The 17,350-nt window shown below is 36.8% G+C and carries 12 protein-coding genes and 1 pseudogene; 6 read left to right on the top strand and 7 right to left on the bottom strand.

Annotated elements, in window-relative coordinates:
* Positions 1–42: 42 nt before the first annotated feature.
* Positions 43–1,884: a DUF4139 domain-containing protein gene (locus BLW20_RS09425; protein ID WP_091099601.1), complete on the top strand. Its 1,842-nt coding sequence runs from the start codon at positions 43–45 to the stop codon at positions 1,882–1,884.
* A 44-nt stretch (positions 1,885–1,928) separates the two neighbouring features.
* On the opposite strand, the gene BLW20_RS09420 is transcribed toward BLW20_RS09425, so the two are convergent.
* The 3 genes from BLW20_RS09420 to fbp form a co-directional block, all read right to left on the bottom strand.
* Positions 1,929–3,500 (bottom strand): S41 family peptidase, encoded by a 1,572-nt coding sequence (locus BLW20_RS09420; protein WP_091099600.1) that lies wholly within the window; start codon positions 3,498–3,500, stop codon positions 1,929–1,931.
* Complete coding sequence (locus tag BLW20_RS09415) at positions 3,493–3,939, bottom strand: deoxycytidylate deaminase (RefSeq protein WP_091099597.1); 447 nt, start codon at positions 3,937–3,939, stop codon at positions 3,493–3,495. The genes BLW20_RS09420 and BLW20_RS09415 overlap by 8 nt, the downstream gene beginning before the upstream one ends.
* Before the next feature lie 152 nt (positions 3,940–4,091).
* Positions 4,092–5,075, bottom strand: a complete 984-nt coding sequence (gene fbp, locus BLW20_RS09410; RefSeq protein ID WP_091099596.1) for a class 1 fructose-bisphosphatase — start codon at positions 5,073–5,075, stop codon at positions 4,092–4,094.
* A gap of 202 nt (positions 5,076–5,277) precedes the next feature.
* Between fbp and BLW20_RS09405 the strand changes: the two genes are divergently transcribed.
* Both BLW20_RS09405 and BLW20_RS09400 read left to right on the top strand, forming a co-directional pair.
* Positions 5,278–6,531: an aspartate kinase gene (locus BLW20_RS09405; protein ID WP_091099705.1), complete on the top strand. Its 1,254-nt coding sequence runs from the start codon at positions 5,278–5,280 to the stop codon at positions 6,529–6,531.
* 96 nt (positions 6,532–6,627) lie between these two features.
* Positions 6,628–7,170 (top strand): autotransporter domain-containing protein, encoded by a 543-nt coding sequence (locus BLW20_RS09400; protein ID WP_091099594.1) that lies wholly within the window; start codon positions 6,628–6,630, stop codon positions 7,168–7,170.
* Positions 7,171–7,232: 62 nt separating this feature from the next.
* Here BLW20_RS09400 and BLW20_RS09395 read toward each other — a convergent pair whose 3' ends face one another.
* The 4 genes from BLW20_RS09395 to BLW20_RS09380 all read right to left on the bottom strand — a co-directional run bounded on the left by BLW20_RS09395 (position 7,233) and on the right by BLW20_RS09380 (position 12,045).
* Positions 7,233–8,576: an MFS transporter gene (locus tag BLW20_RS09395; RefSeq protein WP_245725305.1), complete on the bottom strand. Its 1,344-nt coding sequence runs from the start codon at positions 8,574–8,576 to the stop codon at positions 7,233–7,235.
* 17 nt (positions 8,577–8,593) lie between these two features.
* Positions 8,594–10,003, bottom strand: coding sequence for a hypothetical protein (locus BLW20_RS09390; RefSeq protein ID WP_091099590.1), 1,410 nt, complete (start codon positions 10,001–10,003; stop codon positions 8,594–8,596).
* A 99-nt stretch (positions 10,004–10,102) separates the two neighbouring features.
* Positions 10,103–11,368 carry a sensor histidine kinase gene (locus BLW20_RS09385; protein ID WP_177165066.1) on the bottom strand — a complete coding sequence of 422 codons (1,266 nt, stop codon included), beginning with the start codon at positions 11,366–11,368 and terminating at the stop codon, positions 10,103–10,105.
* Positions 11,368–12,045, bottom strand: coding sequence for a response regulator transcription factor (locus BLW20_RS09380; protein WP_091099585.1), 678 nt, complete (start codon positions 12,043–12,045; stop codon positions 11,368–11,370). Before BLW20_RS09380 ends, BLW20_RS09385 begins: the two co-directional genes overlap by 1 nt.
* Positions 12,046–12,236: 191 nt before the next feature.
* Between BLW20_RS09380 and BLW20_RS09375 the strand changes: the two genes are divergently transcribed.
* The 3 genes and pseudogenes from BLW20_RS09375 to BLW20_RS14585 form a co-directional block, all read left to right on the top strand.
* Positions 12,237–15,632 (top strand): hypothetical protein, encoded by a 3,396-nt coding sequence (locus BLW20_RS09375; RefSeq protein ID WP_091099582.1) that lies wholly within the window; start codon positions 12,237–12,239, stop codon positions 15,630–15,632.
* 254 nt (positions 15,633–15,886) lie between these two features.
* Positions 15,887–16,159: pseudogene (locus BLW20_RS14980) on the top strand (hypothetical protein); the annotation flags it as partial.
* Between the two features lie 434 nt (positions 16,160–16,593).
* Positions 16,594–17,350 (top strand): IS1595 family transposase (locus BLW20_RS14585; protein ID WP_143037754.1); only part of this gene is annotated, 757 nt, incomplete at its 3' end.

The following is a 17,350-nucleotide window of genomic DNA, read 5'->3' as shown; positions in this document are numbered from 1 at the left end:
TGTTATAATTTTCAGAAATTTACTTTCTAAAAATATTCTTACATGAAAAACATGTTAATTCCTATAGCAATTGTTTACAGTATTACAGCAAATGCTCAAAAACCGGTTTTTACGCAAGCGCAAATTCAATCGGCACGAATCTATAATAATGCAGCCGAGTTAAAGCACAAGGCTTCAGCACAAATTTCTTCAGGCACTTCTGAAATTGTAATTACCAATGTTGCCAATTACCTTAACGAAAATACCGTACAAATCGGCGTACCAAAAAATGTCACGGTTATGTCTGTTCAATTTACCAATGCGTATGTAGAAGAATACGACAACAATCAGGATTCGCCTTTGGTTAAACCTGTAAAAGAAGAAATCGAGAAAAAAGAAGCTGAACTAAATGCACTATTGAATCAATTAAATTCCGAAAAAAAAAGTATTGAATTACTTGATAAAAATCAATCCATGAGCAATGCACAAAACTTTTCGGTTGCTGAATTGACAAAGCTTTTGGAATTTTATAAAACCAAACGAACGGATCTTTCTAATTCGATTGATAAATTAGAATTAAAAGAAGAAAAATTAGAAGAAGAATTAACCGTTTTAAAAGGCAAACTGACCTTTAACGAAACATCTGCCGAAAAAACAAGTCAGGGAAAATTAATTCTAAATGTAATGAGCAACCAACCGGCAACAATACCGTTAGAGATTTCCTATTTAACCAATCAGGCAACCTGGCAGCCAAGTTATGAAATGCGTATCGATAAAATAAACGAACCAATAAATATGTTGTACAAAGCACAGGTACAACAAAATACAGGTATCGATTGGAAAAACGTAAAATTGTCGTTAACCAGCGGTCCGGCAAACCAAAATACCTTTGCTCCCGAATTGCAACCCTGGTTTTTAGATTATTATAATATTGCATATCGTTCTAAAATGGAAGTAAGACCAAATGCAGATGTTGTAAACACCTTACAAGATCAAGTACCGGGATTGAATATCGAATCAGGCTCTGGGCAACCGGGAGCAAGTACTTCAGTAACATTGCGAGGTGTTGGTTCTATTAATAAAGACACAGAACCTTTATATGTTATTGACGGCGTACCAATGTCCTCAGATAAATTCAGAAGTATTAATCCTGATGATATAGCAAATATAGATGTTTTGAAAGATGCAGGAGCAACATCAATTTACGGCAACAGAGGTGCTAACGGTGTAATCGTAGTTACTACTAAAAGTGCAATGGGTACTTCTACAATGAATGATTTTACCCAAATAAATGAAAATCAATTAAACATTACATTTGATATCGATATTCCGTACACTATTTTAAGCAACGGCAAACAACACAGCGTGGCACTGAAAGATACACAGCTGCCAGCGACTTACAGTTATGTGAGTATTCCAAAATTAGATACCAATACCTATTTAATTGCTAAAGTTAAAAATTATGGCGAATACAACATTTTACCCGGCGAAGCCAATGTGGTTTTTGAGGGAATGTATGTTGGAAAGACCTATGTAAACGCAAATTCTAACGAAGATGAATTGAGATTAAGTTTAGGAAAAGATCAGAATATTTCGGTGACGCGAACACTCATCAACGATAAATCGGGAACAAAAACCTTATCGTCACGGAAAGTTCAGGATTTTGTTTATGAAATCGCCGTCCGAAACAATAAAAAGGAAAACATAAGCATTATTATCGAAGATCAGATTCCTGTGAGCAGCAACAACGACATCGAAATTACTTTAACCGATAAAAGCAGTGCAAAAATAGATGAAGAAAAAGGAAAATTATCTTGGGATGTAACTCTAAAATCAAATGAAACCAAGAAAATACGTTTTGGCTATCAGGTAAAATCTGCAAAAGACAAACATTTGGGACTGTAACACAAAACCGCAAGCTAAAGCTTGCGGTTTTTGGTTGTTTTATACTACATACTCTCTATTTTCACAATCATTGGATCTTGCTGTATGATCCAGTGATAATACGCATTGTCGTCATATAATTGATGGACGTACTCGGCAACTAAATAGAAAATGATATTTTTTTTGTGACGGTCTAAGTTAAAAGTTAATCCGCTTGCTTTTAAATGTGCCTTTAAATCGTTAAAATATTTTGGGTCGTTATAAATTTTTTCAGAGAGCTCTGTTGCCGTTAATTGTTCCAAAGCAGCACGCTCTTTTTCAATTTCTTCAAAAACATAATAACTTACCAAGCTTGTTTTCATAAGTAACTGAATGGCATCTTCACCGTGTTTGTTTTTTAACGGTACAAAAACATCGGGAACAATTCCACCACCGCCAAAAACAATTCTGCCTCCTGTGGTTTTAAACTTTAAGCTGTCTGCCAAATGGATACTGTCTTTAGAATACAGCTCGCCCGATTTAAAACGATTGCTCAAATCGCTGTTGTACTCATCTAATCCATTGGTGTAAGGTTTTTGAATGGATCTGCCCGAAGGGGTGTAATAACGTGCGGTGGTTAAGCGTACAGCAGAACCATCGCCCAGATACATTTCGCGTTGTACCAAGCCTTTCCCGTAAGATCTTCTTCCTACAATGATTCCACGGTCGTTATCCTGAATGGCACCTGCGATGATTTCACTTGCCGAAGCCGAATTTTCGTTGATTAAAATATAGAGTTTTTTGTCGGTAAACAACCCTTTGCTTGATGCTTTGGTTACTTTCACATTCCCTTTTTTGTTGACCGTTTTTACAATTACTTCGTTTGTTTTTAAGAAATCGTCAGCAATTTGTATTGCAGGTTCCATATAGCCGCCGCCGTTTTCGCGTAAATCTAAAACAAGTTCTTCAATGCCTTGGCTCAACAATGATTCTAATCCTGTTTTAAATTCCGGATAAGTAGTTTCGGCAAAACGGTTAATTTTTATATATCCTGTTTTTTCGTCAATTTTAATCGCCGTGTCAACACTTTTTAAAGGAACTTCGCCGCGGATAATTTCAACATTAAAGGTTTTATTGGTCGATTTTCTGTAAACTTTTAAAAGTGCTTTCGATCCGTTGCTTCCCTTTAACAGATTAACAATGGAATCATTTGAGAGCTTTTGGTCAAACAGCTGTACTTTTTCTGCATATAAAATTCGGTCACCGGCTTTTAAGCCTGCTTTGTCTGATGGACCGCCGGGTAAAGGTTTTACAACTGCCAAGGTATCATTCAGCATATAATAATTGATTCCGATGCCCACAAAGGATCCTTTCATTACATTTTGAACTTCGTCAAATTCTGATTTTGAAATATAGATAGAATGCGGATCTAATTGTGCCAGGATGTTGTTTACGGTCATATCGATAATAGAATCGGTATTTACGTTATCTACATATTCCTGTTCAATTAAATCAATAAGCTTGTTTAGCTTTACCCTTCCTCTATCTTCTTTTACAGAAAAAGGCAGACCGTTTTTACTAAAAAAACCGCCCAGAACAATACCCGCTGCCAGCGACCCCATAGTTAGTAAAGGCCACAAATAATTTTTTTTACTCATACAACAAAGAGCTTAAATCCTCTATCTGAATCACTTCTACTCCAGCTCTCTTTAAAAATTCAATACCGGCTAAATCTTTATAACTATTTTGATACACAACGCGTACAATGCCCGATTGATGAATTAATTTACTGCAATCTCTGCATGGACTCATTGTGATATACAATGTAGCATTCTCACAAGATTGTGTAGATTTTGCCACTTTTAATATGGCATTTGCTTCGGCGTGAAGCACGTACCATTTTGTTTTGCCTTCTTCGTCTTCACAACAATTTTCAAACCCCGAAGGCGTTCCGTTATATCCATCGGAAATTATCATTTTATTTTTTACGATAATTGCACCAACTTTTTTTCGCTGACAATAAGATAACTGACCCCATTCTCTTGCAATTTTTAAATAGGCTCTATCATATTTATTCAACTTTTCAGGGTTTTCCATAGTATTGAAAAAAGAATATATTTTTTTAACAAAAAAATAAGTACTGCAAAATTACATAAAAAATATTATTTTAAAACTTTAATGCAACTATATATTTAAACAGACTCTAAATAGCTCAAATAAAAAAGTGAGTTCTACAACTCACTTTGATTTTATAAGAAACGTTCTAATTTTTCTACCATATTTTTACTTCCGCAGAAGACAGGCACGCGTTGATGTAATTCGGTTGGCTCAATTTCTAAAATACGTTGCTTGCCGTCTGTAGCTTTACCACCCGCTTGTTCAATAATCATCGCAAAAGGGTTGCATTCATACAGCAATCGCAATTTTCCGTTGGGTTTAGAAACCGTACCGGGATACATATAAATGCCGCCTTTTAAAATATTGCGGTGCACATCGGCAACCAAACTGCCAATATAACGCCCGCTGTACGAATGGTCTTTACAATAACCAATATAATCTTTTACACCTTGTTCAAATTGGTTAAAATTACCTTCGTTTACAGAAAAAATGGCTCCGTCTTCGGCAATTTTCATATCGGGATGCGATAAAAAGAACGTTCCCATTGCCGGATCTAACGTAAAACCGTTTACGCCGTTTCCGGTGGTATAAACCAGCATGGTTGACGATCCGTAGATTACATAACCTGCCGCCACCTGATTGATTCCTTTTTGAAGGAAATCGGCTTGTGTTACAGGTGTTCCGTCTTCAGAAATTCTGCGGTAAATAGAAAAGATTGTTCCCACCGATACGTTTACGTCTATGTTTGACGATCCGTCTAAAGGATCCATCAAAACCACATACTTGTTGTTGTTACTGCCATCGGCTCCGCAAATAGAAATAAAATCATCGTTTTCTTCGGATCCTATACCACATACAATCTCGCGGTTAACTAATGTTTGAATGAAAATATCGTTTGCGAATACATCTAATTTTTGCTGTTGTTCTCCCTGAATATTCTCTTTACCAAAAGCTCCGGTAATATCTACCAAACCCGCCTGATTGACTTTTTGGGCAACAATTTTTGCCGCCAGCCTGATAGAATTCATCAATCGGGATAATTCGCCCGATGAATAAGGAAAATCTTCTTGTTTTTTAATGATAAATTCGCCTAATGTGGTATATCTTTCTTCCATAATCTGCTACAAAAGTATTGTACAATATATTATTATGCAATATTATTACCTAATAATAAGATAGCAAATATCGGTAAAAAAAACAGAATCCAAATATTTTTGAACCCGGTATTGTGTAGAAACGCTTTGTAACTTATTTTTGCAGCAAACAAACAAAACAATTTCAATCAATTATGAACTTAATTTACTATTAAAGCAAAAAATGAGAGTATTTAAATTTGGAGGTGCGTCGATCAAAGATCCGCAGGCTATTCGCAACGTGTTACACGTTTTAAAAACCGTAGGTTTTGACAACAGTTTAATTATCGCTTCGGCAATGGGCAAGACAACCAACGCTTTAGAAGATGTAATAAACGCTTATTTTAAGAAGCCTGAAGAACTGAAGAATGCCATTCAAACTGTTAAGGATTTTCATTTTAACATAGTAGATGAACTTTTTGAGAATAAAAACCATTTGGTTTTTGATAAGGTGAATGTTTTGTTCAGCGAAATGGAATTTTTCCTATCAGTAAATAAATCGCCTAATTACAACTTTGTTTACGATCAAATTGTATCGTACGGTGAAATTGTAGCAACTACCATTTTAAGTTATTTCTTTAACGATCAAGATATAGAAAACGTTTGGGTTGATGCCCGGAATTTAATTAAAACCGATACCACGTACCGCGACGGTATGGTTGATTGGAAAGCTACCGAGCAAAACATTACCAACCAGCTGCAATGTAAAAAATTGTACATTACTCAAGGTTTTATAGGATCTGATCCCAACCATTTCTCGGTAACATTGGGGCGTGAAGGTTCTGATTATTCCGCAGCTATTTTTGCTTATTGCCTAAACGCCGAAAGTGTTACCATCTGGAAAGATGTTCCCGGGGTTTTAAATGCCGATCCGCGTTATTTTGATGATACCGTTTTATTGAACCAGATTTCGTATCACGAAGCTATTGAGTTGGCTTTTTATGGTGCATCGGTTATCCACCCTAAAACCTTACAACCATTACAACGCAAAGAAATTCCGTTGTATGTAAAATCATTTGTAAACCCCACATTGCCGGGAACAACCGTTTCTAAAGGAGCAGACTTAGAGCCTGCCACACCGTGTTTTATTGTTAAGAAAAACCAATTGCTTATTTCTATTTCGTCTAAAGATTTTTCGTTTATTATGGAACATCAGGTAAGTGATATCTTCAAAACTTTTGCAGAACAACATATTAAAGTAAACGTTATTCAGAATTCAGCCATTAGTTTTACTGTTTGTGTGGAAGATAAGTTTGAAAATTTTAGTCAAATTTATGAAGATCTGGTAAACAACTTTAACGTAACCTATAACGAAAATGTATCGTTATATACCATTCGTCATTTTACCGATGAAGCTGCAAAAAAAGTAATTCAAAATAAAGAGGTTTTATTACAGCAGATTAATCGCGAAACCATGCAGATTGTAACTAAAGAATAATTTTTGAACCACTCGATATTCGGGTGGTTTTTCATTTTAATATTTTTTTGGCACATATTTTGGTTAGCGTTAACAAATCTTATAAATCTCTTAAGGATGAAAAAAATTATTTACTTGCTTAGCCTTATTTCTGTAAGTGCTTTTGCTCAGGAAAAACAAAAAGATGTTGTTACCATTTCTGCTAATTACAGTTTTTCTGAACCAACACAATATGGTGTTAGTTTAGAATTTACAAAAAGTGAACTTTCCAGCTCTCGCATCTTGAACATAAGTTACGGACAGTTAGAATATGACAACAACTATTTAAAAACTACCGGTGAGGGTTTTGTTGTGGAATTGGGGAACCGCAATTATTTTGGAAAAAATCGTGAAGGTTTCTATTTTGAGAACTTTTTAACGCACGGAGAAATTAAATTTAATGAAAGCATTGCCGGTGAAAGGTTTGAAGGGAAATATTCTTACTGGAGCATCTTTAACCCAAATTTGGGCTATAAAATTCAGCTGACTAAGAATTTAAGCATTGACCCTTCTGTTGGTTTTAACTGGAAATGGGAAGTTCGAGGTAAAGGCGATATCGACAATAAACACTTTGATAATTTTGTTTTTAAAGCCGGTGTTAAATTAGGTTATACATTTTAACAAAAATAAAGAAATCCGTTTCATAATAACTGAAACGGATTTCTTTATTTAATCTAAAGAATTTAATCTTTATTTAATAGCGATGTTTTTTTGGTATCCTTCATAAAAAGATATACCACTAACGAAAATGCAATACAAGCTGTAATATACCAATAATAATAAGATTCTACACCTTGCTGTTTAAACAATAAAGCAACATATTCTGCGGAACCTCCAAAAATAGCAACCGTTAACGCATAAGGCAGTCCCACACCTAAAGCCCGGATATTTGCCGGAAATAATTCTGCCTTTACTACCGCATTAATAGACGTGTATCCCGAAACAATAACTAAAGCTGCGATTAAGTAGAAAAAGGCTTCCCACATACCTGTAGCATGGCTTAAACCTGTTAACAAAGGAACGGTAAATACGGTTCCTAAAATCCCAAAACCCAACAACAACGGACGACGCCCGATTTTATCAGAAAGAGATCCGAAAACCGGTTGTAAACACGCAAAAATAAATAGTGATATGAACGAAATTAAAGTAGATTGTTCTTTTGTTAGTAAAACGGTATTTACCAAGAATTTCTGCATATACGTTGTATAAGTATAAAATGCCAACGTACCACCAAGCGTTAACCCTACTACTGTTACTAATGCTTTCGGATGTTTTAATAATTCTTTAATGGTTCCGTTTTTCTCTTTTTTCGTTTTTGTATCTTTATTTTTCTCAAAAGCTTCAGTTTCATGCAAATTGCTTCTCATATACAATGCAATGATCGATAAAATGGCTCCAATGATAAATGGGATCCGCCATCCCCAATCGTGTAGCTGGTCTTCGGTTAAAATCAATTTCTGTAAAATAAGCTGAATTCCTAATGCGGTTAATTGTCCGCCAATTAAGGTTACGTATTGAAAGCTTGAATAGAAACCTCGTCTGTCAGAGGTTGCCATTTCACTTAAATAAGTTGCCGAAACACCATATTCACCACCAACGCTTAAACCTTGCAGCAATCGCGCCACCAACAATAATGCGGGAGCAAGAATACCAATGGTTTCATACGTGGGAGTTAAGGCTATAAGCAAAGAACCAAACGACATTAATAATACCGAGAGTGTCATTGCTTTTTTACGCCCTATTTTATCTGCCATCGTCCCAAAAATCCATCCGCCTATAGGACGCATTAAAAATCCAACTGCAAAAATTCCTGCCGTATTTAACAATTGCGCCGTTTGATCGCCACTTGGAAAAAAAGCATGCGAAAAATAGATGGCGAAAGCTGCGTAAGCATACCAATCATACCATTCTACCAGATTACCAATAGAACCACCCACAATTGCCTTGATACGGTCGGCAGTGGTAATTTCTTTCTTTGGAGTTAAGGGCGTTGTATGTGCCTTATCCATCATGTCTTGTTTTATCATTTGTTTTTAAATTTTAATTATAATGCAACTTGAAAGCTTAAAATAAACTCTCCTTTTCTGTCGAAAACTTTTTTTGTGGTTTGATCATATAAAGGACGACTTGAATATTGAGCCGCTATTTTAGCGTTTTGTGAGAAAACAAACAGGTTGGCTCCTATGTCGTAAAAATGAGCTGCCTGGTTTAAACCATCCAGATCTTTGTAGTGATAAGCTGCAAACGGCTGAAGTTTTACCGTTTTGCTAAAATTGGGTAGCACAAAACCCGCCTGGGTGTACCATATACTACCTGTTCCTGTAAGGTATTTGGCGTTTCCGAATCCTTCTGCAGCAACAGGTTCTGTATAGTTTGTATCTGCTGTTCCCGGATTCATAATTCCGTTTGTTCTAAGGTTGTTTTTCCCGAAATCGTTGTAGTAATACACACTGTAAACACTTAACGACATCTCTTTTTCTTTAGCTCCTATGGGAACTTCCACAAAAGCATCAATCCCTAAATTCAACTGGTCGTGTGTTTTAAAAACACCTTCTTCGGGCTGCGACAACAAGGCTTCTTTATTGGTATAGAATCCGGCTCCTATATTAAAAATAGATTTCGATCCTAAATAAGTTCCCGGCAAAAATGAAGTTGTTGTTGATTCCTTGTCTAAAAACTGATACATGGCGTAACCGGCATACGATAATTTTCCGGAACCATTATTCTCTACAGGTACTTCGCCAACTTCTGGTTTTCTGTCTGTAGCAAAGGGTTTATTCACACTAAAACGATAGTTGATTCTGTCTAAATTTCCACGAAGGAAAATTCCGAATTGTCTGGAGAACTGATCTGATATTTCGATGTTAGGAAAGTTAAAAACGGGTAAATCGGCTGTTAACAGTTTGGTTGTACTGGCATTTGACAGGCGGCTGATTCCGTTCCAACTGTGCAGCCCCGCACCTATGTAAAGATTGTATTTATTGGTTTCGTTGGTATAAAAATTGGTCTGCGGAACAATTGCCAGCTCGTTATAAGCATCCATAAAGAACATTCCCGGTTTTTTACCTTGTCCGTTTGCGCCGGTTCCCGATCCGCCACCGCTTATAAAGGACTGGTTGTTGATTCCAAACTGAAAAAACACGGAATATCCTTTACTTAGCTGAGACTGCATGGTAATACGGACTCTTCGTACACCGGCATCAATGGTGTGATCCTGCGGAACACCGTTTACAGCAGTTCCCGGGTTATTTTCTATAGAACGAAACCAAACCTGACTGGAAACACCAAACTTTAAAAACTTATCTCCGGTTTCGTCAAACTTAATTTTCATCTCGCCCAAAGAATTCTTAAAAAGAGGTTCTTGTTTTGGTTCGTTTTTTTCAACGTGGTCCTGCGACCAGATAATTCCATTGCAAAAACAACAACAAAAGAGCGTAAAAAATATATTTTTCATTTTTTTAATGTTATTACAACACTAAATAACAAATGAAAACTGAAGAGATTTTGAAGAAAAAATGCTAAAACTTTGAAGTTTTAAAAAAATTACTGATTATCAATGTTTTATATCTAAAATAAATATATGAAAATTATTTTCGGCTTTATAAGTGATTTTATATCCGTACACATCGACTATTTTTTTAACCAATGCCAGACCGATACCTAACGATCCGGAGTCCGATGTGCCTTTTTTAAACCGGTTAAAAATGGTTTCATTGGTAAGTTCGTTAGGTACTCCTGTATTTTTAATTTCAAAAAAATTGTCTGTAAGTGTTATATGGATACTTCCGTTTTCAATATTGTGCCTGCTGGCATTGCTTATAAGGTTAGACAGTACAATTTGTAACAGCATGGGGTTTATGGTAATGTACACGTTGTCTTTAATAGAAACTTCTAACATTCTGCCACTCATTTCAATAATATCCTCGTATTGGGCAATTGTTTCTTTAAGAGCCGTGGAAAAAAGCACACGTTCTGACGAAGTTTCGTGATCTTCCAAACTCATTAGCAATACCAAAGACCGGTTTAATGACGACATTCTGTTCAACTCGTCGTACATAACGCTTAAAGCTTTCATTTGTTCTTCGTTTAAATCGGTGTCCAGCAGCAATTCAATTTTTCCTTTTAAATGTGCCAGTGGAGTTTGCAGTTCGTGCGAAAGGTTTTCTGTAAATTCTTTTAAAAGCTGGTATTGCTGAATAGACTTGTCTGCCATTTGCCTGAAAAGCTGATTTAACTCGTCTAATTCGGTGGTATGTGTATTCATTATCTGTATCTGCTCTCCTTTACGTACATCAAAACCTTTCATTTGCGCCAGCAAACTGTAAAAAGGCATGTAAAGATTCCGGGCAACCATCTCTCCAAAAAAAATAATCGTGATCAGTATAAAAACAAAAATCCACGCCACCACCATTAAAACACTTAACCAATATGCTTTTTCTATTTTAATAAGGTAATCTTCGTTGGTAATCTGGTAGTGCACATTATCTACAAACGGATAATGTATTACTTTTATATTGTAGCCGTAACTTTGCAGCTCATCGTTCCAAACGGCTTCTTTTTCTTCAATAACCTCATCAACGAGGGTGTCAAATTTTTCCGGCAAAACGCTTATGCTAACAGTGGGATGTTTCTTTTCTAAAGAATCTATAGGCTGTGTTTTAAGCTGCCGGATAATGTACTCGTTAAGATGTTCCATTTTACGTATGACAGACCGGTTGGTTACCCGTTCTATGGAAATATAGAAAATAGAAAAACCAATTGCCAACGACAAAAAAACAATAACAATGAAATAATATGTAATTCTACTGCTCAGTTTCATTATTCTGTCCATTTATAACCCAAGCCGTAAATAGTATGCACATAATCTGTACCACCTGCATCGATTATTTTTTTTCGCAGATTTTTTAAATGCTGATAAATGAAATCAACATTGTCCAGATTATAGGTATAATCGCCCCAAAGATGCAGGGCTATTGCCTGTTTTGACAGCACCCGGTTTTTATTGTTGATAAAGTAAACCAATAAATTAAATTCCTTTTTGGTTAAAACCACCGGCTGTTCGTTGACCTTACATTCTATAGAATCAAGATCTATGGAAATTTCATTAAAAACAAGCAGGTTGTCTTTGCTGTTAATACTGTTTCTGCGGGTTACGGCTTTAATGCGCGAATGTAGTTCGGGTAACGGAAACGGTTTGGTAATATAATCATCTGAACCGCCGTCTAATCCTTTTATCTTATAGTCTAAAGAATCCTGGGCAGAAATAATGATCACTTTACTGCTGATATGGTGCTTTTTGATGTATTCTAAAAGATGAAGCCCGGAATGATCCGGTAACGTTAAATCAAGAAGTACCACATCATATTCAAACATTTCAAGCATCTCTTTAGCCAATGTAACGGTTTTTACCCATTCACAGATATAGTTTTCTTTGGTTAAAAAGCTTATCATATTTGCTGCAAGCTCTTGATGATCTTCTACCAGTAATAGTTTCATTTTCTACAAAAGTGGTGTTTAAGTTCATAAAGATAACGATAATTTAGAGAATTTAATGTTTTATAAAACTTCATCGGGCTGTTACAAACATAGAATACCATTTTAATTTCTTTACTTTTACAAAGTTGTTATCTTAGTTAAAAAAATAAGGAGCTGTACACTATTTTTTATTTTTTTGAGTTTATCTGAATATGAAAAAGCGATTTTGGTTAATGGTTTGTTTGCTGAGTTTTGTTGTCTCCTGGGCACAAAACAACGGCTTGTATCAAACAAAAAAAATCATAACCGATTCGATCCCGCAAAAAATAGTTTTAGACAGTGTGGCGCTGAACAACACTTATTTTGAAATTGTTAATAATCAAGGGGTGCCACTTGACACACTTTGTTATAAGATTGATTTTAATGCTGCAACTTTAACATTAGAACCATTGAACGATACATTAACGGTTTCTTACCTGAATTATCCCGATTTTTTGACCAAAACCTACGCCCTTTACGATACCAAACGAATTGTTCCCAATAAAGAAGGTGCCTATATTTTCAAAGTTCCCGAAAAACAAGCCTCTACATTTATGCCGTTTGAAGGTTTGAATACCAATGGAAGTATTTCCAGAGGAATCACGGTGGGAAACAATCAAAACCTGGTGACCAATTCTAATTTAGATTTGCAGATTGTGGGAAACCTGTCTGATAAAGTTCAAATCAGAGCTTCGCTGCAAGACAGCAATGTGCCTTTACAAAATGGTGGATATTCACAAAAAATGGATGAATTTGACCAGATATTTATGGAACTTTTTTCAACTGACTGGAGCATTAAAGCAGGCGACTTGTTTTTAGAAAACAGAAAATCAAAGTTTCTCAATTTCAATAAAAAAGTGCAGGGGATTTCGGGGAGTGTACAGTTTGGAAACGAAAATTCAAAAACCACCATAGAAACAGCCGCGGCATTGGTACGTGGGCAATATGCCAAAAGTGAATTTGTGGGGCAGGAAGGCAATCAAGGGCCTTATAAATTAAAAGGCAGCAACAACCAACTGTATATTTTGATTATTTCGGGATCGGAATCGGTTTATGTAAACGGACGAAAGCTCACCCGTGGCGAACAAAACGATTATGTGATTGATTACAATTCAGGTGAAATCAGGTTTACCACGTTGTTTCCTATTACTTCTGAAATGCGCATTGTGGTAGAATATCAATACACCGACCGAAATTACACCCGTTTTCTGGGTTATGGAGGCATTAAACACGAACGCGAAAAATGGAATATTGCAGGATATGTTTACACCGAAACCGATATTAAAAACCAACCGGTACAGCAAAACCTTAACAAAGAACAAATCGATATTTTAAAACAAGCCGGCGATAGTACATCGTTAATGATGGCACCGTCTGCTTACCTTGATACGTATTCGGAAAACAAAACGCTGTATAAAAAAGTGGTTGAAAACGGTTATGAGTTCTACGAATATTCCAATAACCCCACCGATACTTTGTATATGGTTTCGTTTAGTTATGTGGGACCAAGCAACGGAAATTACCGATTGGCGAGTTCGGCTGCCATTGGAAAAATATTTGAATTTGTAGCACCAGTTGAAGGTTTTAAACAAGGCGATTACGAACCGCTGATTCAACTAATTGCCCCTACGCGACTGACTTTAGCGACTGTGTTAGGGCAATACAAACCTAAAGATTTTTCGGCGGTTGATTTTGAGGTGGGATTCAGTAACAACGATTTAAATTTATATTCGTCAATAGATGATGGCGATAATCAGGGATTTGCCGGAAACATAAACGCTACCCACCGTGTGTTAAATAATAAATGGAAAGTTGATGTGTTTGGAAATGTACAATATGTATCTAAAAATTTTCAGACCATTGAACGATTGTACTCTATTGAATTTGACCGGGACTGGAATGTATCCAACACCTTTGGAAATCAATCATTGATTACTGCCGGATCTAAATTTTCTCCCAATGACAACAGCTATTTCACTTACGAATACAGTAGGTTGGAATACAGCGACAATTACATCGGTCACAAACAATCATTAGTAGGAACCTATCAGTTGAACAATTTTAATTTCAATACCAATACAAGTTTTCTAACCGCAAAAGGCAGTACGTATAACACAAATTTTGCACGCAGCAAAACACAGGCTCTTTACACGAAAAACGATAAATGGGCGGGTGCTCGTTTAGATTTAGAGAATTATCAGGTAAAAGATGTGTTAACACAACAATTTCAAACACTATCTCAGAAATACACTCAAATCGATGCGTTTGTAGGGAAAGGAGATACGTTAAAAACGTATATCGAAATAGGTTACAGATTCAGAGTAAACGATTCATTGCAAAACAATATTTTACAAAATGTTTCAAATGCCCATTCCTTTTACGCCAAATCGCAACTTTTTAAAACCAAAACCAGTGATTTATCTGTTTACGCCAATTACCGGCATTTAAAATATACCGATACAGGAATGACGGAACCCACACTAAATTCACGTATTGCTTATAATGACCGCTATTTTAAAAACCTGATTCAAACAAACAGTATTTATGAAACGTCGTCGGGTTCTGTAGCACAGCAAGAATTTACGTATATAAAAGTTGACGCCGGTTTGGGAACACACATGTGGAACGATTACAATGGCAACGGCATTCAGGAACTGGAAGAGTTTGAAATTGCACCTTATCCCGATTTGGCGGAATATGTACGGATGTTTTTACCCAATCAAACATTTGTAAAGACACATCAAACCAAATTAACGCAGGTTTTTAATTTTAATTTCAGCATCTGGCAGAATGATACCGGATTTAGAAAATTTCTAAGTCAGTTTCACATTCAGTCATCTTTTATTATTGACCGAAGTATTTTGCGAGATGGAAACGGCATCGCATGGAATCCTTTTGGAAAAGCATCAGATGAACTGGTTGCTGAAAATTCAAATATTCGCAACTCCATTTATTTTAATAGAGGCAAACAACATTATACCACCATTTATTCGTTAATAAACAATCGGGCAAAAAACCTGATGAATTACGGTAGTTTAGACAATAAAATAACCACGCACCAATTGCAATTTCAACATTTATTAAACAAATGGTGGCTGGCACAGTTAACTAATAAATTGGATAAAGTAGAGAGTATTTCAGAAAATTACGGATCGAAAAACTACTTGCTGAATAACATCAGCATTCAGCCTAAAATTGGCTATCTGTTTTCTCAAAATGCCCGTATTGAACTTTTCTATGAATGGCAGGATAAAAAGAATGTACAGGGAGATTTAGAAACATTGGAACAACACCGCATTGGCACCGCTTTTAACTGGAGCACTTCGCAGAAATTTACATTGAACGGCGAGTTTTCGTTTTATCAGAATAAATTCAGCGGCAATCCGTTATCGGCAGTAGCATACCAAATGTTAGAAGGCTTGCAGCCCGGAAAAAACATCACCTGGCGTTTGCTGTTTCAAAGAAACTTAACCAAATATTTAGACGCAAACATAAGCTATCAGGGGCGTACCAGCGAAACCGCAAAAACCATTCATACCGGAAGCATTCAATTGCGTGCGTTTTTTTAAAAAAATGCTTATATTTGTTTCTTTAACAGATCAAAATCATGAAAAAAATAACAATTATTGCATTATTTGCTGCATTAGGAATGGTTTCTTGTAAAGATACTAAAGCAGAAGCTACAGAAAATCCGGCAACAGAAACAGCTGTAACAACAGGTGAAACGGCTACACCAGTTGCTGACAGTCACGAAGGACACGATCACTCATCACATGCAGGTCATGACCACGGTACTGATGTGGCAAGTTCAGCTGCAGAAGGAATGAATCCACCGCACGGACAACCAGGTCACCGTTGTGATATTCCTGTAGGTGCACCTTTAAATTCGCCACCGGCTCAAACAAATCAACAGACACCAACTCCGGCTGCTAACCAAGGTGGTTTTTTAGGCAGTGGAAATGAACAAACATCAGCTCCGGCGCAACAAGCTGCACCAGCACAACAAACCGCTCCCGGAATGCAGGGAAAACCAAATCCGGCACACGGGCAACCAGGCCACCGTTGCGATGTTCAGGTGGGACAACCTTTACCGTAAATTACGTTTTTAGTCTTTAGCTATTAGTTTTTAGACAGAAGCTATAAATGAAAACCTGTATAATTTCAAAATCATACAGGTTTTTTTGTTATTTTTACTACTATGAATCCAAAAAAAATATTTGGATACCTATTTATCATCGTTGCAGTTATTTTAACGTTAGCAATTATTGTGCTTTTACCTCAATTCATGAAAGCTTTATTACCTGCTGTTTTCAATAACCATTCAGGCAGCTATGAAATCGCATATAATGTAGGATATATAACCTACTGGATTATTCATCCGATAATTACCATAATTTTATGGAGAGTAGGAATTCGTTGGATAAAAAGATAATGACCTGAAATAGATTTTATTCTTTAAATTTTAATTAATTTAGGCACTTTGTCATTAGCACCAAAAGTAGTAAATTCGGGTAAACAAAACCCAAAACCATGGAGCAAAGATTCAAAAGCCTATCACTTTTCGAGTTTCGGGAAAAATTCCCGGACGCCGACAGTTGCCTTTCCTACCTTGCCAAATTGAAATGGGGAAACGGTTTCACTTGCAAAAAATGCGGGCATGGCAATTCATGCCGGGGGATGTCCCCCCATTCCCGCCAATGCACCAGTTGCAACTACACCGAATCGCCCACGGCCAACACGCTCTTCCACAAAGTGAAGTTCGACCTTCTCAAAGCGTTCTACATTGTTTATTTCGTCAGCACCAACAAAAAAGAAATCACCTCGACCGAACTGAGCCGGAAGCTCTCGCTCAGGCAAAAAACCTGTTGGGCGTTCAAGCGCAAGGTCATGAAAGCGATGAAAAGTTCGGGAAACCATCCCATAAATGGAGATGCGGAAGTGGACGAGGCCGTTTTCGGCGGACAGGAAGAAGGTGTCCGCGGCAGGAAAAACAAGAACAAGAAACTCGTGGCGGTTGGCATCGAGAAAAAGAAAAAAGGCATTAGCAGGTTGTACGCCAAGGTAATCCCCGATGCCGGGTCTGTTTCGCTCGGGGGTTTCATGAAACACCATATCGGTCCTTCGGCAAATGTAAAGACCGATTTATGGACAGGCTACAAACCATTGGAAAAAGATTTTGAGAACCTGGTCCGTGTGCCTTCGGGCAAAAAAGGGCGGAATTTCCCGGAAATGCACAGGGCGATAATGAACCTGAAAGGGTGGCTGCGGGGAGTGCACCACCACGTAT

Source organism: Paenimyroides marinum (assembly GCF_900108395.1).
Classification (GTDB): Bacteria; Bacteroidota; Bacteroidia; order Flavobacteriales; family Flavobacteriaceae; genus Flavobacterium; species Flavobacterium marinum.
Note: the sequence above shows the minus strand (reverse complement) of the source record. Positions and strands in the feature narration are given on the sequence as shown.

Excerpts from the sequence above, each read along its gene's own strand:
- BLW20_RS09425 (WP_091099601.1), top strand. The coding sequence starts at position 43 with ATGAAAAACATGTTAATTCCTATAGCAATTGTTTACAGTATTACAGCA.
- BLW20_RS09420 (WP_091099600.1), bottom strand. The coding sequence starts at position 3,500 with ATGAGTAAAAAAAATTATTTGTGGCCTTTACTAACTATGGGGTCGCTG.
- BLW20_RS09415 (WP_091099597.1), bottom strand. The coding sequence starts at position 3,939 with ATGGAAAACCCTGAAAAGTTGAATAAATATGATAGAGCCTATTTAAAA.
- fbp (WP_091099596.1), bottom strand. The coding sequence starts at position 5,075 with ATGGAAGAAAGATATACCACATTAGGCGAATTTATCATTAAAAAACAA.
- BLW20_RS09405 (WP_091099705.1), top strand. The coding sequence starts at position 5,278 with ATGAGAGTATTTAAATTTGGAGGTGCGTCGATCAAAGATCCGCAGGCT.
- BLW20_RS09400 (WP_091099594.1), top strand. The coding sequence starts at position 6,628 with ATGAAAAAAATTATTTACTTGCTTAGCCTTATTTCTGTAAGTGCTTTT.
- BLW20_RS09395 (WP_245725305.1), bottom strand. The coding sequence starts at position 8,576 with ATGATAAAACAAGACATGATGGATAAGGCACATACAACGCCCTTAACT.
- BLW20_RS09390 (WP_091099590.1), bottom strand. The coding sequence starts at position 10,003 with ATGAAAAATATATTTTTTACGCTCTTTTGTTGTTGTTTTTGCAATGGA.
- BLW20_RS09385 (WP_177165066.1), bottom strand. The coding sequence starts at position 11,368 with ATGAAACTGAGCAGTAGAATTACATATTATTTCATTGTTATTGTTTTT.
- BLW20_RS09380 (WP_091099585.1), bottom strand. The coding sequence starts at position 12,045 with ATGAAACTATTACTGGTAGAAGATCATCAAGAGCTTGCAGCAAATATG.
- BLW20_RS09375 (WP_091099582.1), top strand. The coding sequence starts at position 12,237 with ATGAAAAAGCGATTTTGGTTAATGGTTTGTTTGCTGAGTTTTGTTGTC.